This window comes from Ottowia beijingensis, assembly GCF_013423955.1.
In the GTDB taxonomy this organism is placed as follows: domain Bacteria; phylum Pseudomonadota; class Gammaproteobacteria; order Burkholderiales; family Burkholderiaceae_C; genus Ottowia; species Ottowia beijingensis.
Genome location: NZ_JACCKX010000001.1, coordinates 656,401 through 678,017 on the forward strand (window position 1 = coordinate 656,401; position 21,617 = coordinate 678,017).

17 protein-coding genes and 9 pseudogenes are annotated in these 21,617 nt (G+C 68.5%); 7 read left to right on the forward strand and 19 right to left on the reverse strand.

The annotated features are described in order from the left end of the window. Nucleotides 1-233: 233 nt before the first annotated feature. Nucleotides 234-509 carry a SemiSWEET family sugar transporter gene (locus H0I39_RS03325; RefSeq protein WP_180549553.1) on the reverse strand — a complete coding sequence of 92 codons (276 nt, stop codon included), beginning with the start codon at nt 507-509 and terminating at the stop codon, nt 234-236. Nucleotides 510-604: 95 nt separating this feature from the next. On the opposite strand from H0I39_RS03325, the gene H0I39_RS03330 reads away from it, so the two are divergent. Both H0I39_RS03330 and H0I39_RS03335 read left to right on the forward strand, forming a co-directional pair. Continuing rightward, entirely contained in the window at nt 605-1,165 is a 561-nt protein-coding gene (locus tag H0I39_RS03330; protein ID WP_180549554.1) for a PfkB family carbohydrate kinase, read from the forward strand. Between the two features lie 2 nt (nt 1,166-1,167). Then, complete coding sequence (locus H0I39_RS03335) at nt 1,168-1,659, forward strand: carbohydrate kinase family protein (protein WP_180549555.1); 492 nt, start codon at nt 1,168-1,170, stop codon at nt 1,657-1,659. On the opposite strand, the gene H0I39_RS03340 is transcribed toward H0I39_RS03335, so the two are convergent. The 6 genes and pseudogenes from H0I39_RS03340 to yaaA form a co-directional block, all read right to left on the reverse strand. Beyond that, nucleotides 1,629-2,375 (reverse strand): GntR family transcriptional regulator, encoded by a 747-nt coding sequence (locus H0I39_RS03340; RefSeq protein WP_180549556.1) that lies wholly within the window; start codon nt 2,373-2,375, stop codon nt 1,629-1,631. The genes H0I39_RS03335 and H0I39_RS03340 overlap by 31 nt on opposite strands. Before the next feature lie 171 nt (nt 2,376-2,546). Then, nucleotides 2,547-3,395: pseudogene (gene queF, locus H0I39_RS03345) on the reverse strand (NADPH-dependent 7-cyano-7-deazaguanine reductase QueF). Then, nucleotides 3,392-3,775 (reverse strand): alpha/beta fold hydrolase, encoded by a 384-nt coding sequence (locus H0I39_RS23095; RefSeq protein ID WP_307776765.1) that lies wholly within the window; start codon nt 3,773-3,775, stop codon nt 3,392-3,394. Before H0I39_RS23095 ends, queF begins: the two are co-directional and overlap by 4 nt. A 161-nt stretch (nt 3,776-3,936) precedes the next feature. Further along, nucleotides 3,937-4,299: pseudogene (locus H0I39_RS23100) on the reverse strand (alpha/beta fold hydrolase); the annotation flags it as partial. A 46-nt stretch (nt 4,300-4,345) separates the two neighbouring features. Beyond that, nucleotides 4,346-5,169 (reverse strand): annotated as a pseudogene (locus H0I39_RS23105) (2OG-Fe(II) oxygenase). A gap of 161 nt (nt 5,170-5,330) precedes the next feature. Next, nucleotides 5,331-6,102, reverse strand: a pseudogene (gene yaaA / locus H0I39_RS03360) (peroxide stress protein YaaA). Here yaaA and H0I39_RS03365 point away from each other — a divergent pair. Further along, nucleotides 6,101-6,655 (forward strand): pseudouridine synthase, encoded by a 555-nt coding sequence (locus H0I39_RS03365; protein ID WP_307776766.1) that lies wholly within the window; start codon nt 6,101-6,103, stop codon nt 6,653-6,655. The pseudogene yaaA and the gene H0I39_RS03365 sit on opposite strands and share 2 nt — an antisense overlap. Further along, nucleotides 6,556-6,822 (forward strand): pseudouridine synthase family protein, encoded by a 267-nt coding sequence (locus H0I39_RS23110; RefSeq protein ID WP_307776865.1) that lies wholly within the window; start codon nt 6,556-6,558, stop codon nt 6,820-6,822. Before H0I39_RS03365 ends, H0I39_RS23110 begins: the two co-directional genes overlap by 100 nt. Before the next feature lie 3 nt (nt 6,823-6,825). Here H0I39_RS23110 and H0I39_RS03370 read toward each other — a convergent pair whose 3' ends face one another. From H0I39_RS03370 to H0I39_RS03410, 10 genes and pseudogenes are all read right to left on the reverse strand, one after another. Continuing rightward, complete coding sequence (locus H0I39_RS03370) at nt 6,826-7,182, reverse strand: hypothetical protein (RefSeq protein WP_180549557.1); 357 nt, start codon at nt 7,180-7,182, stop codon at nt 6,826-6,828. After that, the gene (locus H0I39_RS03375; protein WP_180549558.1) at nt 7,152-7,673 is read right to left on the reverse strand and encodes a hypothetical protein; all 522 of its coding nucleotides are present in this window, start codon (nt 7,671-7,673) and stop codon (nt 7,152-7,154) included. The genes H0I39_RS03370 and H0I39_RS03375 overlap by 31 nt, the downstream gene beginning before the upstream one ends. A gap of 44 nt (nt 7,674-7,717) precedes the next feature. After that, nucleotides 7,718-9,028 carry a TRAP transporter permease gene (locus H0I39_RS23875; RefSeq protein WP_373368250.1) on the reverse strand — a complete coding sequence of 437 codons (1,311 nt, stop codon included), beginning with the start codon at nt 9,026-9,028 and terminating at the stop codon, nt 7,718-7,720. Then, a pseudogene (locus H0I39_RS23880) lies at nt 8,944-10,313 on the reverse strand (TRAP transporter permease). Before H0I39_RS23880 ends, H0I39_RS23875 begins: the two are co-directional and overlap by 85 nt. Before the next feature lie 124 nt (nt 10,314-10,437). Continuing rightward, a pseudogene (locus H0I39_RS03385) lies at nt 10,438-11,426 on the reverse strand (TAXI family TRAP transporter solute-binding subunit). A gap of 25 nt (nt 11,427-11,451) precedes the next feature. Further along, nucleotides 11,452-12,782: pseudogene (locus tag H0I39_RS03390) on the reverse strand (aspartate aminotransferase family protein). A 215-nt stretch (nt 12,783-12,997) separates the two neighbouring features. Then, nucleotides 12,998-13,597, reverse strand: coding sequence for a hypothetical protein (locus H0I39_RS03395; RefSeq protein ID WP_180549559.1), 600 nt, complete (start codon nt 13,595-13,597; stop codon nt 12,998-13,000). A 202-nt stretch (nt 13,598-13,799) separates the two neighbouring features. Then, nucleotides 13,800-14,576 (reverse strand): 3-hydroxybutyrate dehydrogenase, encoded by a 777-nt coding sequence (locus H0I39_RS03400; RefSeq protein WP_180549560.1) that lies wholly within the window; start codon nt 14,574-14,576, stop codon nt 13,800-13,802. A 117-nt stretch (nt 14,577-14,693) separates the two neighbouring features. Then, complete coding sequence (locus tag H0I39_RS03405; protein ID WP_180549561.1) at nt 14,694-15,335, reverse strand: CoA transferase subunit B; 642 nt, start codon at nt 15,333-15,335, stop codon at nt 14,694-14,696. A gap of 15 nt (nt 15,336-15,350) precedes the next feature. Further along, nucleotides 15,351-16,052 (reverse strand): CoA transferase subunit A, encoded by a 702-nt coding sequence (locus tag H0I39_RS03410; RefSeq protein ID WP_180549562.1) that lies wholly within the window; start codon nt 16,050-16,052, stop codon nt 15,351-15,353. Nucleotides 16,053-16,143: 91 nt separating this feature from the next. Here H0I39_RS03410 and H0I39_RS03415 point away from each other — a divergent pair. Then, nucleotides 16,144-16,724 (forward strand): annotated as a pseudogene (locus tag H0I39_RS03415) (LuxR C-terminal-related transcriptional regulator). 43 nt (nt 16,725-16,767) lie between these two features. On the opposite strand, the gene H0I39_RS03420 reads toward H0I39_RS03415, so the two are convergent. Both H0I39_RS03420 and H0I39_RS03425 read right to left on the reverse strand, forming a co-directional pair. Beyond that, on the reverse strand, nt 16,768-17,337 hold the full coding sequence (locus H0I39_RS03420; RefSeq protein WP_180549563.1) for a DUF2231 domain-containing protein: 570 nt from the start codon (nt 17,335-17,337) through the stop codon (nt 16,768-16,770). A gap of 2 nt (nt 17,338-17,339) precedes the next feature. Beyond that, nucleotides 17,340-18,776 carry an ethylbenzene dehydrogenase-related protein gene (locus H0I39_RS03425; protein WP_180549564.1) on the reverse strand — a complete coding sequence of 479 codons (1,437 nt, stop codon included), beginning with the start codon at nt 18,774-18,776 and terminating at the stop codon, nt 17,340-17,342. Nucleotides 18,777-19,094: 318 nt separating this feature from the next. On the opposite strand from H0I39_RS03425, the gene egtD reads away from it, so the two are divergent. Then, on the forward strand, nt 19,095-20,099 hold the full coding sequence (gene egtD, locus H0I39_RS03430; protein ID WP_180549565.1) for an L-histidine N(alpha)-methyltransferase: 1,005 nt from the start codon (nt 19,095-19,097) through the stop codon (nt 20,097-20,099). After that, nucleotides 20,080-21,400, forward strand: a pseudogene (gene egtB / locus H0I39_RS23885) (ergothioneine biosynthesis protein EgtB). The gene egtD and the pseudogene egtB overlap by 20 nt, the downstream one beginning before the upstream one ends. Nucleotides 21,401-21,617: the final 217 nt, after the last annotated feature.

Here is a 21,617-nt window from a genome sequence, read left to right on the forward strand (position 1 = left end):
AGCAAAAGCACATACTCCCCCATAAGACAATACAGTCACCCCTTGTGGGAGCGGGCTTGCCCGCGATGGGGCGCATCTGTTGAAACCATCGCCCATCGCGGGCAAGCCCGCTCCCACAGAAAAAGAACGGGGCGGACACTTGACCTGCTACAGGGACACCACCGGTGCGCGCGCCGTCCCGCCACGAAGAAGCGCCAGCCACCGCGACACTTGGGCCAGCGCGCCCAGCGGCATCAACCCGCGCGCGGCGCCGAGCCCTCGACGCGCAGCTTCATCACCGTGATGGCGCCGGTGGGCACCACCATCACCGCGTTGGCCACCATCAGCGGCAGGTCTCCGCGCAGCCAGCCATACACCAGCCGCAGCACCGGGGCGATGGTGATGATGACGTAGGTGGACAGCGAGACGCCCGAGACGTCGCGCGTCTTCCAGGCGCGCCACAACTGCGGCACGAAGGACGATGTGGTGAAGCAGGTGGCCACCAGGCCCAGAACATCGAGTGCCGTCACAACGCTCCCTCCACGCTTCCGGGTATTGACAGGATGATCGACCCACTATGTGATCGCTGCATGCCGGTTTTTCTACGTGAATGCACTTCGCTGCGATGACTGCATCTGCCTCCCCACCGCCGCGCGCCTTCGTGCTGGGCAATTTCGTGCAGGCCTGCTGCTGGCAGGTAGCACGCCTGCCGGCTCCGGGCGAGACGCTGCAGGCGCACGGCTTTCACAAGGAGGCCGGTGGCAAGGGGCTGAACGTGGCGGTGGGCCTGCAGCGGCTGGGCGCGCGGGTGCAGACGCTGATCGGCTGCGGCCAGGACGCCGCGGCCGACGAGCTGCTGGCGCTGCTGGCCACCGAGGGCGTGGATGCCACGCACGTGCATCGCCTGCCCGGCCCCTCGGGCTGGGGCGCAGGGCTGATCGGCGCTGATGGGCACAACACCATCGCGGTGTACCCCGGCGCCAACGGGCTGCTGACGGCGGCGCATGCCGAGGCGGCGCGCAGCGCCATCGAAGCGGCGGCGCTGGTCTGCGGCCAATTCGAGACCGCGCTGCCCGCCGTGCAGGTGGCGCTCGAGATCGCCCACCGGCAAGGCGTGCCCACGGTGCTGAACCCTCGCCCTGGCAGGCGCCGCCGGCCGCGCTGCGGTCGGCCACGCACACGCTGATCGTGAACGAGTTGGAGGCCGCAGGCCTGCTGGATGCGCCTGCACTGCTGACACTGGCCGTGGCCGACATCGCGCGTGCCGTGCGGCAGCGGCAACAAGCGCTGGCCATCGCTTGGCCGGCGCTGCGGCGGCTGGTGGTGACGCTGGGCGCGCGCGGCGCGCTGGGCGCCGAACGCGGCGACGATGGCGGCTGGCGCCTGGTGCACGTGCCCGCGCCCGCCGTCGACGCGCTGGACACGGTGGGCGCTGGCGACGGCTTTGCCTGCGGCTACGTCACGGCCGTGCTGGCCGGGCAGGCGCTGGGCACGGCGCTGGTGTGGGGCAATCTGTGCGGCGCCCATGTGGCGGCGCGGCGCGGCGTGCTGGATGCGCTGCCGTTCGCGGCACAACTGGAAGGGCTGCTGGCCGGCCCCTGGCCGCCGCCCGAGAAACTCACTTTTAGGAGCTGCCTGTGCATGCCCCATCAGGGGTTGAGCTGCATCCGATACACATAGGCATCGCCGCGGAAAGTGCCTTCGACGTACTCGACCAGCGCGCCGCCCACGTCGCGCGTCATGCGCTTGAACAGCAGGCAGGGCTGGGGCTGCTCGAAGCCGAAGGCGGCCGATTCGGCGTCGGAACTGAGCACGGCCTCCACCGTCTGCTCGGCGCCGCCCAGGGTGACGCCGCACAGCTGCTTGAGCCGCTCGTAGGCCGAGCCGCCGCCGTCCCACTCGGCCATGATGGGGGCCAGCGTGAGGTCGTACCAGGCCAGCTCGCGCGTCATGGGCACGCCGTCGGCCTCGCGGACGCGCTCGATGTGCAGGAACAGCGCGTTGGACGGGCGCTGGAAGATCGAGGCCATGCGCCGGTCGTGCACCACCTCGCACACCAGCAGCGTGGTGGAGGCGAACTTGCCCAGCTCGCGCATTTCCTCGGTGAAGCCCTTGAGCCGGCCCAGCGTGGGCTCCACGCGCTCGGGGCGGCGCACCACGCTGCCGGCGCGGCCACGGCCGCCGATGCGCTGGTCGTGGCGCAGCTGGTCGTAGCTGCGCTTGACGGTGGAGCGGCTGACGCCCAGCGTCTCGGCCAGTTCGCGCTCGGGCGGCAGGCTGGTGCCCGCCTGCAGGGTGCCGGAGGTCAGCAGGTCATCCAGCTGGATGTAGAGCTGGCGCCACAGGGGCTCGGGCGCGTGGTTGTCGATGTGGAGCGAAGCAAAGTGGGCAGACATGAAGACCAAAACCTCGTGATACTTCCAACGGATTGGTGAAGATCGTGCCGGAGCCGGCCCGCGGCGCGTTTTGGCACGATCACGCGATTATCCCCGCTTGTGTCAGTTTGACGTAACGCGCCCGGCTGGCCACCCCATGAAACAGTGCACGGACTTGGCCCCGAACGTCGTTTATTGGCGCGCCGTGCGCACGTTGGCGGGGGCTTGGCCGGATGGCTGGTGCGCCAGGGGTTGATGTCGAGCCCGCCGCGGCGCGTGTAGCGCGCGGTCACGCTCAGCTTGGCGGGCCGGCAGCGTTGCCAGATGTCCATGAACATGCGCTCGACGCAGTGCTCGTGGAAGTCGTTGTGGTTGCGAAAGCTGATGATGTAGCGCAGCAGCCCGGCCTGGTCGATCTGCGGGCCGGCGTAGCGGATCTGCACGCTGCCCCAGTCGGGCTGGCCGGTGACGGGGCAGTTGCTTTTCAGCAGGCGGCTGGTCAGCGTTTCTTCCACCGGCTGCTCGTCGAACACTGCGGTCAGCAGCTCGGGCGCCGGCTGCTCATACACGTCGCAGTCGATGTCGAGGCGGTCGAGGCTCAGGCCGTCCAGCTCATGCACCGCCTCGCGGTCGAAGTCTTCCGGCGCGATCAGGCGCACGCTGGCGCTGGCGCGCACCGGGCCGCCCTGCCACAGCGCGGCGCTCACGTCGGCCTGGATGCGGCGCTGCACCTCCTGCGCATCGCCGATGCGCGTGCCGTTGAAGCTGTTCAGGTACAGCTTGAACGACTTGCTCGACGATGTGCGTGCTCTCGCACGGCACCATGATGTGGGCGATGGCCACCTGCGGCTTGCCGCGGGCGTTGAGCCACGACAGTTCGAACGCCGTCCACAGGTCGGCACCGAAGAAGCCGGGCTGGCCGGTGATGCCCAGCTGCGCGCGCTGCGGCGCGCGCGGGATGGGGAACAGCAGCGCCGGGTCGTACTGGTCGGCATAGCGCACGGCCTTGCCGAGCGGGGAATGGTCGGCGCTGGCGCTCATGCGCGCTCCTCGTCGTGGTCTTGCAGAAAGGGCAGCAGCACGGCCAGCACGCGGCGCACGATCTCGGGGTGCGCCACGGGGGCCAGGTCGTGCCCCATGTCGGGGATGATGGCCAGCCGCGCGCCGGGGATGCGGCGTGCGGTGTCCTCACCGCACACCGGCGGCACCCAGGGATCGTCGGCGCCGTGCACCACCAGCGTGGGGCGCTGGATGCGCGCCAGCTGGTCGGCGCGCTCGCCATCGGCCAGGATGGCGGCCAGCTGCCGGTAGGTGGCGGCGTTGTCGGGCGCATGGCGCTGCGCGGTGCGGCGGAACATGGCCAGCAACGCCTCGTCGCTCGGGCCGAAGCGCGGGCTGGCGATGGCCTGCAGAAAGCGCACGTAGTACGCGGCCAGCGCCGCGTCGCCGCGCGCCTTGATTTGCTGGCGGCCACGCGCAGCAAGGCCGGCTTGGGCTTGAGCAGGCCGCGCGCGCCGCTGCTGCCCATGATGGACACCAGGCTGCGCACGCTCTGCGGCGCCGCCAGCGCCACGCGCTGCGCCACCATGGCGCCCATGCTCAGGCCCACGATGTGGGCGTTGGGCACGGCCAGCGCATCCAGCACGCCCACGGCATCGGCCGCCATGTCGGACAGCGTGTAGGGCACGCGCGGCCGGCGGCCCAGCCAGGCCTGCGTGGCAATCCACGGGATGCGCGGCGTGCCGTGCGCCGTGAAGTGCGTCGACAGGCCGGCATCGCGGTTGTCGAAGCGCAGCACGCGGTAGCCGGCATCGGCCAGGCCCTGCACCAGGCCGGCCGGCCAGTGGATCAGCTGGCCGCCCAGCCCCATCACCAGCAGCACGGCGGGGCCGGGGCCGCCGCTGTCCTCCAGCGCCAGCTCGATGCCGTTTGCTTTTATTTTCATAGCTGGTTGCGCTTGCTGGGCGGGCGCTGAGGGACGATTTGGCTCTTCAACGGAACTCGCCTTCGCGCAGCCACTTGGTGGCGATCCACTTCTCGCCGGCGATGACGGGGCACCGCCGTGCAGGGTCTTGGTGCTGGGGTGCGGCCGCTCGTAGCTGAAGAACACGGCGTTGCCGCGCTTGGGCGCCACTTCGAAGAACACGCTGGGGAAGGTGGTGCCGCCGCCCTTTTCGGGCTCGTTCAGGTACATCACCACCGTGCCCACGCGCTGGCCGCCGCGCTTGAGAATGGTGGGCGTGCCGGGCTCGGCGGGGTCGAAGTAGTCGTAGTGCGGCTTGTATTCGGTGCCCGGCACGTACTGCAGGATCTGCAGCCCCTCGCCGTTCTCGATGGGCCAGTTCACCAGCCTGGCGATGCGCGCCTCGATGGTCTTCACCAGTTCGTTTTCGCCACGCTGGAAGAACATGCCCTGGCTGGTGCGGTCTTCGTTGACCTCTTCGCCGCCGGTCTTGGTGGCCACGGTGAGCGAGCGGCTCATGCGCGGCCTGGCCAGCGCGATCAGCGCGTCGCATTCCTCGTCGGACAGCAGGCCGCCGAACACCACCACGCGCGGCAGCGCCATCACGCCCAGCACGGCCACCTGGCGGTCACCGCCGTCCAGGTACAGGGGCGAATCGCCCACGGCCGGCTCGGGCACCTTCACCGCCGGCGGCAGGCCCTGCGCCACGGCCTGCTGGTTCAGGTGGCCGCGCAGGGTGCTCTCCATGGCCTCGATGGCCACGTCCTCGTCCCAGCCGGAGGCCTTCATCGACTGCAGCACGCTCTCGGCGCTGTGGCCGGCCTGCGCCTGGTCGACGATCCACTGGCGCAGTTCGGGGTGATCTGTTGGGTCATGGTCGCGGGGTGATGATGATCAAAAACAATAGCTGCTGGCGCTTGTAATTCAATGATTTCAGATGGTTTTGTCTTGAAACCTTTGTGCAGCAAGCGCAACCCACTATCAATTCATGAGTTGAAGCTTCAGCGGCCGGCTTACCGCTTGCGCCGGAACACCAGCCGGTCCGGCTCCGACGCGGCGGGCGCGAAGGCATAGCCTTCCAGGTCGAAGCCTTCCAGCTTCTTCGGCGTGGCCACCTTGTGCTGCGCGGCGTAGCGCGCCATCAGCCCGCGCGCGCTTGGCCAAGAAGCTGATGACCTTGTACTGCCCGCCCTTGTAGTCCTCGAACACGCAGTCGATCACGCGCGCCTGCAGCACCTTGCGGTCGACCGACTTGAAGTATTCCTGCGAGGCGAGGTTGACCAGGATGGGCGCCTTGTCGCCCGCCAGCCGCTGGTTCAGGTAGTCGGCGATCTGCGTGCCCCAGAACTGGTACAGGTTGGCGCCCTGGTCGGTCTTCAGTCGCGTGCCCATCTCCAGCCGGTAGGGCTGCATCCAGTCCAGCGGGCGCAGCACGCCGTACAGGCCGCTGAGAATGCACATGTGATCCTGCAGCCAGTCGAGCTGCGCGGGTGTCAGGCTGGCGGCGTCCAGGCCGCCGTACACGTCGCCGTTGAAGGCCAGCACGGCCTGCTTGGCGTTCTTCGCCGTCACCTTCGGCCGCCAGGCCTCATAGCGCGCCACGTTCAGGCTGGCCAGCGGGTCGCTCAGCTTCATCAGCTCGGCGATCTGCTGCGGTGATTTCTCGCGCAGCACGGCGATCAGCGCCGCCGACTGCTTGCCGAACAACGGGGGCGTGTGCGGCACCTCGGGCGCCACCGGCGTTTCGTAATCCAGCGCCTTGGCTGGTGACAATACAAACAGCATGCTGCCGATTCTCCATCAAGACGCACACCTGATCGCCATCGACAAGCCCGCCGGCCTGCTGGTGCACCGCACGGGGCTGGATGCGGGCGAGACGCGCTTTGCCGTGCAACTGTTGCGCGACCAGATCGGCCAGCCGGTGTGGCCGCTGCACCGGCTGGACAAGGGCACCAGCGGCGTGCTGCTTTTTGCCCTGAGCGCCCAGGTGGCCGGCGCTGTCAGCTCACTTTTCGAGAGCAACGAGGGCATCGCCAAGACTTACCGCGCCGTGGTGCGCGGCTGGCCGCCCGCCGAGGGTGTGATCGACCACCCGCTGACCCGCCTGGCCGACGACGCGCGCGCCACGGCGCGGGCGCTGACGGTGCAGCCGGCGCGCACGCGCTTTCGCACCCTGGGGCGCTGGGCGGTGCCCTGCCCTATGGCGACTTTGCGCAGACGCGCTGCGCGCTGCTGGAACTGCAACCCGAGACCGGCCGCCGCCACCAGCTGCGCCGCCACTGCAAGCACATCGGCCACCCGATCATCGGCGACGCCACGCACGGCAAGGGCCCGCTGAACCGCGCGCTGGCCGGCTGGCTGGGGCTGCAGCGCCTGTGGCTGCATGCGTCCACGCTGGCGCTGCCGCACCCGGTGACGGGCGCGCCGTTGCTGATCAAAGCGGCGCTGGGCGCGGAATGGGCGCGCTGGGATGCCGCCGCCGAACCCGTCGGTGCCGGCGGGTGAGGCTCAGGTGCTGGCGGTGTCGCGCCCGGCCACCACGAACTCGTACAGCAGCACGCTGAAGCTGGCGGGCACGTAGTCGAGCACGCAGTCCAGCAGCATGGGCAGGTCGCCCGGCGGCAGCAGGCGGCCCACGCGCATGGCCACGCGCAGGGTCACGTCTTCGCCCGCCACGTCGTAGGTCTGGCCCAGGCCCTGCGCCAGATAGAGCAGGATGTCGACCTCGTGCCGCACGTTGCCGTGGGTTTCGACCAGCGTGGTGGCCGGCGCGCTGTTCAGCGCCAGCAGCACCTGCGTCATGTAGGCCTGCGCGGCCACGGGCGAGCGCACCATCACCTGCTCGGCGTCGATGCTGTTGACCATGGCGGCCACCTGCTCCACCGCGTCGGGGGCGGGCGCGGGCGCGGGCTCGCTGTCGGCCAGGGCCTGGCGCACCGGCGCCACCACGGCGGCGTCCACCGGGGCACGTCGGCCAGCGCGGCCAGCTCCTGCAGCGACATGCGGGGCAGCGTCTCGCGCTGAGGCGCCGGCGGTTGTGTGGTGGTGATGCGGCTGGCGACGAAGCTGTCGGGCGGGTGCGCGCCGGCGGCGTCTGCCGCCGCGTCGGCGATCTGCGGGCTTTCGGCCAGCACGGCCTTCAGCGCCGGCGGCCTGGTGTGGCTGAGTTGGGCAGCCAGCAGGCCGCGCCGCTCCAGGCGGTCGATGTCTTCGGAAATGGCCCGGCCGAACAGGTCGATCAGCTCGGCATCGGTCCGCACGCCGTTGCACAGCACCATCACCTGGCGCTCGCGCACGCTCAGCAGATCATGCTGCAGCAGCGCAGTCCGGCCTTTTTCGGTCTTGATGTAAATCATGGAATCGGGTTGACCCCTGGGCGCTTTCAGCCGCCTGATCCCCGTCAGGCCAGCGCCGGCGCGCCGCGCCCGCGCCGCATGCGCAGCGCCTGCAGCCACATCACCAGGGCCAGCAATGCGAGCGCCGGAACGAAGAACCATTCCTTGGCCGGGCGGGCGGCGGGCAGTTCGATGGCCTTGATCCGGAAGCCCTGCTCCAGCCCCAGCTTCTCGGCCACGCTGCCGAAGCGCACGCCCACCACCATCAGTTCGTCGCCGTCGGGCATCACGGTCACGCCGGCGTCGGCCAGGCGCTGGCGATAGTCGCCCTCCTTGGCGCCCAGCGGCAGCAGCACGCCCTTGCGCACGTCATTGCCTTCCAGGCTGATGCCTTCGATCCAGATGCGCTTGCCGGTGTTGGCCGGCGCATCGGCAATCTCCTGCTGCATGGCCTGGCCACGCACCTCGTCGAACGGCGGGTACACCATGTCCATCCAGAAGCCCGGGCGGAACAGGGTGAAGCACACCAGCAGCAGCGCGAGGGTTTCCCACCAGCGCGTCTTGGTGAGGAAGTAGCCCTGCGTGGCCGCCGCGAACACCAGCATGGCGATGATGGCCGTGCCGATGGTGATGACGGTGTGGATCGGCCCCGTCAGCCCGATCAGCAGCAGCTGCGTGTTGAAGATGAACAGGAACGGCAGGATGGCCGTGCGCATGCTGTAGTAGAAAGCCGTGATGCCGACCTTGATCGGGTCGTGCTTGGCAATGGCGGCAGCGGCGAACGAGGCCAGCCCCACCGGCGGCGTCACGTCGGCCATGAGGCCGAAATAGAACACGAACATGTGCACCGCGATCAGCGGCACGATCAGTCCGCTTTGCGCACCCAGCTCCACCACCACCGGCGCCATCAGCGTGGACACCACGATGTAGTTGGCCGTGGTGGGCAGGCCCATGCCCAGGATCAGGCTGATGACGGCCACCAGGATCAGCATCAGCATCAGGTTGCCGCCCGACAGCAGCTCGACGATCTCGGTCATCACCAGCCCCACGCCGGTGAGCGAGACGGTGCCGACGATGATGCCCGCGGCGGCGGTGGCCACGCCGATGCCGATCATGTTGCGCGCGCCCGTGACCAGGCCGTCGATCAGATCGCGCACGCCGGCCTTGAAGGCCGTGCCCAGCGCGCCGCTGCCGCGCAGCGCGGCTAGGATGGGCTTTTGCGTGACCATGATGAAGATCATGAACATGGTGGCCCAGAACGCCGACAGCCCGGGCGAGAGCTGCTCCACCATCAGGCACCACACCAGCACCACCACCGACAGCAGGTAGTGCAGGCCCGAACGTACCGTGGGGCCGGTTTCGGGCAGTTCGAACACGGGGAGTTCGGATCGTCGATCTCCAGCTCCGGCTGGCGCGATCCCACCCACAGCAAAAACAGGTAGGCGGCCAGCAGGACGATGGCGATGATGGGCGCCGCGCTGCTGCCGAACAGCGTCTTGATGAAGCCGATGCCGTAATAGGTGATGGCGGACAGGATGATGAAGCCGCTGACGGTCATCACGAAGGAGATCAGCCGCTGCTGGCCGCTCGACTGCTGGCGCCGCGGCAGCCCTTCCATGCCGGCCTTCAGCGCCTCCAGGTGCACGATGTAGAACAGCGCGATGTACGAAATCAGCGCCGGCAGGATGGCGTGCTTCATCACCTGCACGTAGGGGATGCCCACGTACTCCACCATCAGGAAGGCCGCTGCGCCCATCACCGGCGGCATGATCTGGCCGTTGACCGAGGACGACACCTCCACCGCGCCGGCCTGGTCGCCGCGGTAGCCCACGCGCTTCATCAGCGGAATGGTGAAGGTGCCGGTGGTTACCACGTTGGCGATCGACGAGCCGGAGATGATGCCAGTGGCCGCCGACGACACCACCGCCGCCTTGGCCGGCCCCCGCGCATGTGGCCCAGCAGCGCGAACGCGCTCTTGATGAAGTAGTTGCCGGCGCCGGCTTTGTCGAGCAGCGAGCCGAACAGCACGAACAGGAAGATGAAGCCGCTGGACACGCCCAGCGCGACGCCGAATACGCCCTCGGTGGTGAGCCAGAAGTGCGAGGCCGCCCGCTCCAGCGAGGCGCCGCGGTGCGCCAGCATGTCGGGCATGTGGGGCCCGGCAAAGGTGTAGACCAGGAACAGCGTGGCCACGATGACCATGGGCAGGCCCAGCACGCGGCGCGTGGCCTCCAGCAGCAGGACGATGCCGACGATGAAGACGTACACGTCCATCTGCGTCGGGCTGCCGGGCCGGGTGGCCAGCTCGCGGTAGAACAGGAACAGGTAGCCGGCGCAGAAGGCGCCGACCAGTGCCATCACCCAATCGGTGACGGGCACCCGGTTGGACGGCGAACGCGTGCTGGCCGGGTACGCCATGAAACCCAGGAAAACGGCGAACGCCAAGTGGATGGCACGGCTCTCCGTGTCGTTGAAGATGCCCACGCGCAGCGTGAACGGCAGCGGTGAGGCGATCCACAACTGGAACAGCGACCAGGCAATGGCCACCAGCAGCAGCAGCCTGGCCACCAGCGGACCGGGCTCCCGGCCGCCGGTGTCCGTCTCCTCGACCAGCCTGTTGACATCGACCTGGTCCACCGCCACGTCCTTGCTCTTGCTCATGCTGCCTCTCCGTACCCGGCTCTTTGGTTGCTCACACCGTGCGTCGCGCCACGAAAAAACGCCCCATGCCGACACGATCCAGCATGGGGCGCGCGGTGCGCGTGGCGCACCCTCTCAGGCCCAGTTACTTGAGCCAGCCCTTTTCCTTGTAGAACTTGGCGGCGCCCGGATGCAGCGGCGCGGACAGGCCGTCCTTGACCATGTGCTCGGCGCTCAGGTGGGCGAACGCCGGGTGCAGCTTCTTGAACTCGTCGAAGTTGTCGAACACCGCCTTGACCAGGGTATAGACCTGATCGTCCGGCGCCTTGGCCGAGGTGACGAAGGTGGCCAGCACGCCATAGGTCTGCGTGGCCTGGTCGTTGCCCTTGTACAGGCCGGCCGGAATGGTGGCCTTGGCGTAGTAGGAGTTGTCGGCCACCAGCTTGTCGATCGCCGGGCCGGTGATGTTGACCAGCTTGGCGCCGCAGGTGGTCACCGGGTCCTGGATGTTGGCGCTGGGGTGGCCGACGCCGTAGAAGAAGGCGTCGATCTTGTTGTCGCACAGGGCGGCGCCGTGCTCGTCGGCCTTCAGTTCGGAGGCCAGCGAGAAGTCGCCCATCTTCCAGCCCTTGGCGGCCAGCAGCTGCTCCATCGACGCGCGGGTGCCGGATCCGGGGTTGCCGACGTTGACGCGCTTGCCCTTGAGGTCATCGAAGCTCTTCACGTTCGCCTCGGCGCGCGCCACCACGGTGAATGGCTCGGGGTGCAGCGAGAACACCGAGCGCAGGTCGGAAAACGCCCCGTTCTTCTCGAAGCTGCTGGTGCCCTTGTAGCCGTGGTAGTTCCAGTCGGACTGGGCCACGCCGAAGTCCAGATCGCCCGCGCGCACCGTGTTGATGTTGGCCACCGAGCCGCCCGTGGATTCGACCGTGCAGCGGTAGCCGTGTTTCGACCGGTCCTTGTTGACCAGGCGGCAGATGGCGCCGCCGGCGGCGTAGTACACGCCGGTGACGCCACCGGTGCCGATGGTCATGAATTTTGCTGTGCCATGGCCGGCGCCGACAGCATGGCCGTGGAAGCCGCCGCGGCGGCGGCCAGGGTTTTCAGAACGGTCTGGATTCGCATCAAAGTCATCTCCGCAAAAACAAAGGGAACGGGGTCAGCCCTGCGCCAGCGCCGCATCCAGCGCTTCGGCCAGACGCGACACGATCTGTGCCAGTTCGTCTTGCGACGCGATGAAGGGCGGTGCCAGCAGGATGTGGTCACCATAACAGCCATCGACGGTTCCGCCCATGGGATAAACCAGCAATCCGCGCGCGAAGGCCGCCGCCTTCACCTTGGCATGCAAGCGCCGTGCCGGGTCGAACGGCGCCTTGCTGGCACGGTCCTGCACCAGTTCGATGCCCCAGAAGAAGCCGCGCCCGCGGATGTCGCCCACGTGCGGGTGGTTTTTGAACTTATCAGCCAGCAGCGCTTTCAGGACGGACGCATCGCGCTTCACTTTTGAAGCAACCCGTCACGTTCGATGACCTGCTGCACCGCCAGCGCCGCCGCGCACGCCACGGCGTGCCCCAAATAGGTGTGGCCGTGCTGGAAGAAGCCGCTGCCCGAGGACATGGCATCGACGATCTTCTGCTGCGCCAGCACCGCGCCGATGGGCTGGTAGCCGCCGCCCAGGCCCTTGGCGATGGTCATCAGGTCGGGCACCACGCCGTCCTGTTCGCACGCGTGCAGCGTGCCGGTGCGGCCCATGCCGCACATCACCTCGTCCAGGATCAGCAGCACGCCGTGCCGGTCGCACACCTCGCGCACCGCCTTCAGGTAGCCCGGCACCGGTACCAGCACGCCGGCGGTGGCACCGCCCACGGTTTCGGCGATGAAGGCCAGCACCTTGGCCGGCCCGACGCGTTGGATCGCCTCGTCGAGTTCGCGTGCCAGGCGCTGGCCGTAAGCCTCGGGCGTTTCGCCGGGCTGCAGGTCGCGGTAGGGGTAGCAGGGCGACACGTGAGTCACATCGATGAGCAGCGGCGCGAACTGGCGCCGCCGCCATTCGTTGCCGCCCACCGCCAGCGCGCCCAGCGTGTTGCCGTGGTAGCTCTGGCGCCGGGCGATGAAGTGGCTGCGCTCAGGCTGGCCGATCTCCAGGTAGTACTGGCGCGCCATCTTCAGCGCCGCCTCCACCGCCTCGGAGCCGCCGCTGACGAAGTAGGCGTGGCTCATGCCGGCCGGCGCGGTGCGCACCAGCTGGTCGGCCAGTTGTTCGGCCACCTCGGTGGTGAAGAAGCTGGTGTGCGCGTAGGCCAGCTGGTCGATCTGCCGGTGCATGGCGGCCAGCACGTCAGGGTGACCGTGGCCCAGGCAGGAGACGGCCGCACCGCCCGAGGCGTCGATGTAGCGCTGGCCGGCGGCATCTTCGAGCCACAGGCCCTGTCCGCGCACGGCCACCGGGGGCGTGGTGAGGAGACTGCGGTGAAAAACGTGGGTGTTCATCTCGGAGGGCCTTTGCATCGATCCAGGCCGACCACTCGCGCCCCAGACATGAGGCGCCCAGTTCGCTCGTCGGCGCGGTACAGGCTAGCACGGTGCGGCCAAGCCGGGCAGCCGCATTAACACCGAGAGGCGGCGTGGCCGCTGGCTCATGACGTTCTGCGTTCAAAACGATGACCAATGACGAATGACGTCTTGGTCACTGAAGCGCAGCGAAGTCATTGGTCTTTCTTGCTGGATGACTCACCCTCCCACACAGCGGATGTGATCCGCGCGGCATCTGAAACTTCTTGATGGTCAAGCATGCTTGAAAGCCCATCCGTATCAGCGGCGCGTGCGCACGGGGCGCTGCTCCACGTCGGTGCGGCCGTCGGCCCATTCGGTGATGACGGTTTCCACCGCCGGTCGGCCGGCCGCGGGCACCACGGGTGCACCAGCGGCGCGCGCTCCCACACTTGCTCGGCGTGCGCAGGCGCCACCACGGCGATGCCGCTGCCCACCACGGCGTAAGGGGCCTGCGCCGCGGCGGCGTTCGCCACATGGGTCAGCAACGGGGCACTGGCCGGCTCGCGGGCCGGGGCTGGCGCGATCTGCCCGGCCATCGCCACCTCGCGTGCGCAGGCATCACCGTTCAACACCACGCGCCCACCTGCGGGCACGCTGGCCGCCTGCGCCGCGCTGGCCGGTGGCGCATCGGCCTGCTGCACCACGCCACCTTGGGCGTCGTACACGGTATAGCAGGCGGCGCTGGCCTGGGCGGCGGGCAGGGTCAGCAGCGAGGCGGTGAGGCAGTGCAGGGCAAGGCGGGCGTGGTGCACGGTCGGCTCCTGGCGCACCGGGTGAACAGTGGCACGCCGTGGCGCCATGGTGGCCCGCCGCCCGGCCGGCACGCGCCAGCGGCCGCAGCATGCGCCTGTCGGCAGCGGCCGACATGGCATGAAAAAGCGCTGACAACTATCCAATTGATAGCTGTCAGCGCTTGATGGACGGGCGCTAAAGCCCGATTTGACTAGAAATTCGTTACTGCGCCGTCCAGCCGCCGTCGTGGGCCCAGGCCTGGCCGCGCACGTTGGCAGCAGCATCGCTGCAGAAGAATACCGCCATGGCGCCCAACTGCTCGGGCGTGGTGAACTGGTGCGACGGTTCCTTCTCGCTCAGCAGATCCCTTGTGGCCTGCTCCACGCTGATCTTCTGCTCGGCGGCGCGGGCGTCGATCTGCTTTTGCACCAGCGGCGTCAGCACCCAGCCGGGGCAGATGGCGTTGGCGGTGACGCCGGTGGTGGCCAGCTCCAGCGCCGTCACCTTGGTCAGACCCACGATGCCGTGCTTGGCCGCCACGTAGGCCGACTTGTCCTTCGACGCCACCAGCCCGTGCACCGAGGCGATGTTGATGATGCGGCCCCAGTTCTTCTGCGTCATGTACGGAATCGCCAGGCGCGTGGTGTGGAAGGCCGAGGTGAGGTTGATGGCGATGATGGCGTCCCAGCGCTCGACCGGGAAGTCCTTGATGCTCGACGTGTGCTGGATGCCGGCGTTGTTGACCAGGATGTCGACGCCGCCGAACTTCTCGGCCGCGAACTGCATCATGGCTTCGATCTCGGCCGGCTTGCTCATGTCAGCGCCGTGGTATTCCACCTTCACGCCGTGCGCGGTGATCTGCGCCTTGGGGCCTTCGACGTCGCCGAAGCCGTTCATCACGATGTTGGCGCCCTGCTTGGCCAGCTCGATGGCGATGCCCAGCCCGATGCCGCTGGTGGAGCCGGTGACGAGGGCCGTCTTGCCTTTCAGTGTGCTCATGAATCTCTCCTGAGTGAAATTGAATGATCGGATGTGGGAGCGGGCTTGCCCGCGATGGGGCGTGTCGTTGCTCACGGCGCCGTCATCGCGGGCAAGCCCGCTCCCACACCAGGGTGCTTATTGCTTGAGCGGCACGCCGGTCTTGCCTTGCGCCTCTTCCAGCGTCACGCCGTCGGCCAGCTCCACCACCTTCAGGCCCTCGGGCGTCACGTCGAACACGCCCAGGTCGGTGATGATGCGGTCGACCACGCCCACGCCGGTCAGCGGCAGCGTGCACTCGGGCAGGATCTTCATGTCGGTGCTGCCGTCCTTCTTCCGGGCCACGTGCTCCATCAGCACGATCACGCGCTCGACGCCCGCCACCAGGTCCATGGCGCCGCCCATGCCCTTGACCATCTTGCCGGGGATCATCCAGTTGGCGAGATCCCCCTTGTCGGTGACCTGCATGGCGCCCAGGATGCTGAGGTTGATCTTGCCGCCGCGGATCATGGCGAAGCTGTCGTGGCTGCCGAAGATGCTGCTGCCCTTGAGCGTGGTCACGGTCTGCTTGCCAGCGTTGATGAGGTCGGCGTCCACCTCGTCCTCGGTCGGGAAGGGGCCGATGCCCAGCATGCCGTTCTCGGACTGCAGCCACACCTCCTTGTCGGCGGGCACGTGGTTGGCCACCAGCGTGGGAATGCCGATGCCCAGGTTGACGTAGAAGCCGTCCTGCAGCTCTTGCGCGGCACGGGCCGCCATTTGGTCTTGTGTCCAGGCCATGGTTTGACTCCTTGCTTACTTGTGCTCGCGCAGCGTGCGCTTCTCGATGCGTTTCTCGGGCGTCGGGTTGTGCACCAGGCGGTGCACGTAGATGCCGGGCAGGTGGATGTCGTCGGGCGCCAGCTCGCCGTTGGGCACGATGCGCTCGACCTCGACGATGCAGACCTTGCCCGACATGGCGCAGGCCGGGTTGAAGTTGCGCGCCGTCAGGTTGAAGCGCAGGTTGCCGCTGCGGTCGGCCACGTCGGCCTTGACCAGGGCCACGTCGGCCACCAGCGAGCGCTCCATCACGTAGGTGTGGCCGTCGAACTCGCGCAGCTCCTTGCCCTCGGCCACCAGCGTGCCCACGCCGGTCTTGGTGAAGAAGGCCGGAATGCCGGCGCCGCCTGCTCTCAATTTCTCAGCCAGCGTGCCCTGCGGCGTGAACTCCAGCTCCAGCTCGCCGGCCAGGTACTGGCGCTCGAACTCCTTGTTCTCGCCCACGTAGCTGCTGATCATCTTCTTGATCTGGCGCGTGTCCAGCAGCTTGCCCAGGCCAAAGCCGTCCACGCCGGCGTTGTTGCTGATCACGGTCAGGTCCTTCACGCCCGAATCGCGCAGGGCGTCGATCAGCGCCTCAGGGATGCCACACAGGCCGAAGCCGCCCACGGCCAGCATCTGGCCGTCTGCGACGACGCCCTTGAGCGCCTCGGCGGCCGAGGGGTAAATCTTGTTCACGGGATGTCTCTCCTGAATAGGTGGATGCGTAAGGGGAAACCGGGGTACAGCCCTGAAAGATACTACGTATCCAGCTACGTAGTATTTCGTAATGGACTTCCCTGCCCCCGGCCCTGCCGCACCCGATTACCGCCTGGCCTTCCAGCTCGCGCCCGTGGGCCTCATTCTCTCGCGCCAGCGCCACATCGTGGACTGCAACGAGCGCGTGTGCGAGATCTTCGGCGCCACGCCGGCGCAGCTGGTGGGGCAGAGCTTTCGCATCCTGTACCCCAGCGCCGACGAGTACGAGCGCATCGGCGAACGCATGGCCTGATCCTGAACGCGCACGGCGTGTACGCCGACAACCGGGTGATGCAGCGCGTGGGCGGTGCGCACGCGGGCGAGCCGTTCTGGTGCCACGTCACCGGCCGCGCCATCGACCGCGCCGCGCCGCACGCGGCCGGCATCTGGACCTTCGAGGACCTGAGCGCGCAGCGCCCCGTCACCGCGCCGCTCACGGCGCGCGAGCGCGAGGTGGCCGCGCAGCTGATGCAGGGCCTGACCAGCAAGGCCATCGGCCGCGTGCTCGGCATCAGCCACCGCACGGTGGAGATCTACCGCGCGCGGCTGATGCGCAAGTACGGCGCCAGCACCGCGGCCGACCTGGTGCAGAAGCTGATGGGCGGGGTGTAAGGGCACGCCAGCGGCGAGGCCGCCGCGCGCTGGCGGTCCGCCGTCAACCGGTCGCCGAACCCGCCGCCCGCCTGGCGCGAGCCCACAGGCCCAGCGCCACGCCCAGCGCCGCGATGCCCAGCAGCGCCCACACGGTGAAGTCAGGCACATGGTAGGTCGTGTAAACCTCCCAGCCCAGGTGGCGCAGCAGCTTGGACAGGTCGGTCGGGGCGCTCATCAGGTGCCCGCCCAGCGTGCCGGTGATGGCCAACAGCACCGCGCCCAGCAGCGCCAGCGCAGCCATCGCCCAGCGCATTCCGCCTTCCCACACGGCCTCGCCACGGCGCCAGCGCAGCCACCAGACCACGGCCCACAGCGCCACGGTCCAGGCGGCCAGCATCAGGTGGTTGCGCCCCAGCGGCGACGCGCTGATGCTCTCCCAATCCCAGACCTGCGTGCCGGTGGCGTAGGCCGCCAGCCCGAACAGCAGCGCCACCGTGAGCAGGGGCACCAGCGCCTGGTCGAGCCGGCGCGCCAGCGGTCCGGCGCTCAGCACCCGCAGCAGGATGACCGCCATCGCCAGCGTCCAGAGTGCGATCGGGAAATGGGTCAGGACGATGTGATACGGGCCCATGGTCAAGCTCCCCGGCGCTGTGCCAGCGCCATGTTCAGTGCAAAGCCGATGCCCAGAATCAACGCCAGGCCGGACCACAACGTCCACAGCCATTGGCGCCGCATCTCCTGCGCGAACTCCACCTCGATGCCGTAGTGCTTGAGCTGCTCGACGCTGTGGCGCGTGTGCACCGGCAAGCGGCGTGCGATGGCCTCCGCGCCGGCATGCGCCTTGCTGTGCAGGTGCGGCCAGCTCACCTGACCCGGATAGAACAGCGTGACCTCGCGCCCGGGGCCGGACCAAGTCGGCTCGGCCACGTCGAACTGCATGGCCACGATGTCGGCATCGCGCCCGAGGCCCAGGCTCATCGGCAGCGACACGTAGTGCCAGCGTCCGCCGGTGGCATGGCGATGGATCGCAAAGGCCACGTCGTACAGGCCGTGGTCGCGCAGGATCTTGTCGTCCAGCGGATGGCCGGTATCGAGTGCGCGGCTGAGGGTGACGTCCCAGTGGCCGTCGGCCCAGCGCCCCTTTCCCTGCACCGTGATGTCAGCCTTGGAGCCCTCGGGCTGGCGCAGGAAGCGGCGCGGCAGCGTATCGCCCTCGACCCAGCCGGCCTGCGGATCGAACGGCACCGCCTGACCTTCCACCAGGTAGTAGACCGATTCCTGGTCGATGCGTCCAGCGACCACATCGGCCCATTGGAGCGCCTTGTGGCGGACTGCCGCGGCATCGAACATCAGGCGCGGCTGCTGGCGCTCGCCGTCCCAGTTTGTGCCGGCGGCGCTCTTGCCGTCATCGCCGCCACGCACCTCGGCAACCATCTGGTCGTCCGACATCCCGATCGGGTTGGCGCGGTGGCTGCGCCAGTGCCACAGGTCGAGGAAGTAGCCCGCCCGCCGTTGTGCCCCGAGCACTTCCTCGGAGCGCAGGCTGGCCCAGTCGTTGATGTCGCTGCGGGTGCCGGGCAGCGACTTGCTGACCTCCTCCTGCTTCAGCTTGCCGCCCAGGTAGGGGTGCGCCTTCACGGCGTCCTCGCTGGCCTCGTTGGTAAAAGTCAGGATGCCATCGCCCACCGTGATGTAGCCGCCGTAGCGCGCGAACTCCGGCACGCCGCCGTCGTCCAGCATCATCGCCACCCGATCCTCATGCATGCCGTCCGGCTGCGAGCCCGGCGTGGCCCGCCCCTTGACGACCCACCGACCGCCCTCATAGACCAGCACGTCGTGGAACAGACCCGGCCGGTCGGCCGGCCAGCGGTAGTTGACGAAGATTTTCTCGGCGTTGTAGGCCGCGCGCACCTGCAGCGGCACGGTGAGCGTCTTGGGGACGCTGATGTTGCGCTTTGGATCGTCTCGCACCACGCCGCGGCCATGCGTGAGCCACGACAACAGCACGCCGCCGACCAGCAGCAAGATGGCCAGCGCGATTGCCAGGCCCTGTCGGTTTGATCGCTTCATGTCTCCTCCTTGTTCAAGAACTTGCGGATGGCAGTGCTCTTTTGTTTTGATCAAGGATGGCACACCCCATGCAAAAGGTACGAATTGACCTCATCTTTGATACAGGTCAAGGTTCGTCCCCTCGCCAGGTCGCAACGCGCCGATGCCGCGCGGGTGCCAGGGTTTCGGTTCTGCCCTACATGCAGGCGGCGGCACAGGTGCTAGGGTGCACCCGTTCATGTCCCAACGCCGCTGCCAGCGGGTTCGCGTGGGCCTTGCAAGTCACTGCACGGCGTCACCGGGGCAATCCAAGCAGAGGCATCCGAGGAAGACCAGACCATGCTCGACACCCTTCAGCATGCACCCCGCGTGGCCCACGGCGCGCCGCCATCCACACTGCAATGGCGCGATGCCTGCCAGGAGTTGCGCTGGGGCCTGCTGGCCACGCCGCCGTCCATCGCGCCCAAGTTCCTCTACGACGCGCACGGCTGCGCGCTGTACGAGGCCATCACCACGCTGCCCGAATACCACCTGCCGCGCGTCGAACGCGCCATTCTCGACCGGCACCAGGGCGCCATGCTGCAGCTGCTGCCGCGCGGCGCCGAGCTGATCGACATCGGCAGCGGTGACGGCGCCAAGGCCCGCCGCTGGCTGGATGCCGGCATCGTGCGGCGCTACATCGGCCTGGACATCGCCGAGGACTGGCTGCGCGAGGTGCTGCGGCGGGGCCGCCAGCGCTATCCCGGCGTGCAGTTCGACGGCGTGGTGACCGACCTGACCTGGGGCCTGCAACTGCCGCTGCCTCGCGAGGCCGAGCGCCCGCGCATCTTCTGGTATCCCGGCTCGTCCATCGGCAACTTCGAGCCCGCGGCCGCCACCGCACTGCTGGCGCAGATGCGCGCCCACATGCGGCCCGGCGACGCGCTGGTGCTGGCGGTGGATGGCCCGGTGGAGCACGCCCGCATGGTGCACGCCTACGACGATGCGGCCGGCGTCACCGCCGCCTTCAACCTGAACGTGCTGAACGTGGTCAACCGCACGCTGGGCGCCAGCTTCGATGCCACCGCCTTTCGCCACCGCGCCGTGTTCAACGCCGAGGCCAGCCGCATCGAGATGCATCTGGTCAGCCAGCATGCGCAAGCCATTGCGCTGGGCACGGGCCAGGTGTTGCGGCTGCAGGCGAGCGAGCACATCGTCACCGAGCATTCCTACAAGCACGCGCCGGCGCGCGCCGAGCAGCTGTTGCGGGGCGCAGGCTTCGATCAGCTGCAGCGCTTCGGCATCGACGGCGAAGCCTATGGCGTGTACCTCGCGAGGATCGGCCATGCAGAGTCTGAACGCTGAAACGCAGGACGCGCGCGGCTGCACCGTGGACGCGTTCCACGCCGTGCGCGCCACCACCGAGCGGCTGGTGCAGGGCCTGACGCCCGACGACTGCATGGTGCAGTCGATGCCCGACGCCAGCCCCGTCAAATGGCACCTGGCACACACCAGCTGGTTCTTCGAGCAGTTCATCCTGGGCCCGGCGGGCGTGGCGCCGTTCGACGAGCGCTATGCGGCGCTGTTCAACTCCTACTACGTCGGCGCCGGCACGCGCCACCCGCGCGCACGGCGCGGCGACCTGTCGCGCCCGCCGCTGGACGAGGTGCTGGCCTACCGCCGGCACGTGACGCGCGCCGTCGCCGACCTGCTGCCGCGCGCCGACCCCACGCCACGGCGCTGGCGCGCCTGGGTATCGAGCACGAACAGCAGCACCAGGAGCTGATCCTCACCGACCTGAAGCACCACCTGTTCTCGCAGCCGCTGACGCCGGCGTACCGGCCGGTGCCGGCGCACGACGGCGCAGAGCCGGCCGCGCTCCAATTCACCGCCGTCGACGGCGGCCTGTGCGACATCGGCCACGCAGGCGGGGCCTTCGGCTTCGACAACGAATTTCCGCGCCACCGCGTGTGGCTGGAGCCGTTCGAGATCACCGACCGGCTGGTCACCGAAGCCGAGTACCTGGCGTTCATGCACGATGGCGGCTACGCGCAGGCCACGCTGTGGCTGTCCGACGGCTGGGCCACGCGCGAGGCCGAGGGCTGGCAGGCCCCCTGTACTGGCGCGCCGATGAAGACGGCGCCTGGCAAGTCTTCACCCTGGGTGGCTGGCGCGCGCCGCGCGCCGACGTGCCGGTGTGCCACGTCAGCCATTACGAGGCCGATGCCTTCGCCCGCTGGGCCGGCGCCCGCCTGCCCACCGAAGCCGAATGGGAACACGCCGCGGCAACCTCGGCCGACGGCACATGGCATGGCGCGTTGCTGGAAGACGAGGCCTTTCACCCCACGCCCGCCGCGCATGGGGCGGGCCTGCGGCAGCTGCTGGGCGACTGCTGGCAATGGACGGCCAGCGCCTACCTGCCCTACCCCGGCTACCGCGTGCCCGCAGGCACCGTGGGCGAATACAACGGCAAGTTCATGTCGGGGCAGATGGTGCTGAAGGGCGCCTCGTGCGCCACGCCGCGCAGCCACGCGCGGCCGAGCTACCGCAATTTCTTTCCGCCCGGCGCGCGCTGGCAGTTCTCTGGCATCCGGCTGGCGCGCGATGGCGTTGCGCGGTCAGCGTTGGCTGAACAGGAAGTACTCGGACCCGCATCCGCTTTGTAGAAGCGGGCGTGCCCGCGATCCAGGGTTCGTGGCACCCAGTCGTCTCATCGCGGGCACGCCCGCTCCTGCAGCGCCCTCCAGGATGTGTGGCCAATCAATAACATTTTGATAGCGCCTGGCGCACGTCACCAAACGATTTCAGATACAAAAATCACATTAAATCGTTATATAACAAGCGCAAGCAGCTTCTTTTTGTAGTAAAGGGCGACGACGCGGC

What these genes read in the sequence shown, in the direction of transcription:
- H0I39_RS03330 (WP_180549554.1), top strand. Translation starts at nt 605, where the DNA reads ATGACTGCATCTGCCTCCCCACCGCCGCGCGCCTTCGTGCTGGGCAAT.
- H0I39_RS03340 (WP_180549556.1), bottom strand. Translation starts at nt 2,375, where the DNA reads ATGTCTGCCCACTTTGCTTCGCTCCACATCGACAACCACGCGCCCGAG.
- H0I39_RS03365 (WP_307776766.1), top strand. Translation starts at nt 6,101, where the DNA reads ATGCTGCCGATTCTCCATCAAGACGCACACCTGATCGCCATCGACAAG.
- H0I39_RS03370 (WP_180549557.1), bottom strand. Translation starts at nt 7,182, where the DNA reads ATGGTCAACAGCATCGACGCCGAGCAGGTGATGGTGCGCTCGCCCGTG.
- H0I39_RS03375 (WP_180549558.1), bottom strand. Translation starts at nt 7,673, where the DNA reads ATGATTTACATCAAGACCGAAAAAGGCCGGACTGCGCTGCTGCAGCAT.
- H0I39_RS03400 (WP_180549560.1), bottom strand. Translation starts at nt 14,576, where the DNA reads ATGAGCACACTGAAAGGCAAGACGGCCCTCGTCACCGGCTCCACCAGC.
- H0I39_RS03405 (WP_180549561.1), bottom strand. Translation starts at nt 15,335, where the DNA reads ATGGCCTGGACACAAGACCAAATGGCGGCCCGTGCCGCGCAAGAGCTG.
- H0I39_RS03420 (WP_180549563.1), bottom strand. Translation starts at nt 17,337, where the DNA reads ATGGGCCCGTATCACATCGTCCTGACCCATTTCCCGATCGCACTCTGG.
- H0I39_RS03425 (WP_180549564.1), bottom strand. Translation starts at nt 18,776, where the DNA reads ATGAAGCGATCAAACCGACAGGGCCTGGCAATCGCGCTGGCCATCTTG.
- egtD (WP_180549565.1), top strand. Translation starts at nt 19,095, where the DNA reads ATGCTCGACACCCTTCAGCATGCACCCCGCGTGGCCCACGGCGCGCCG.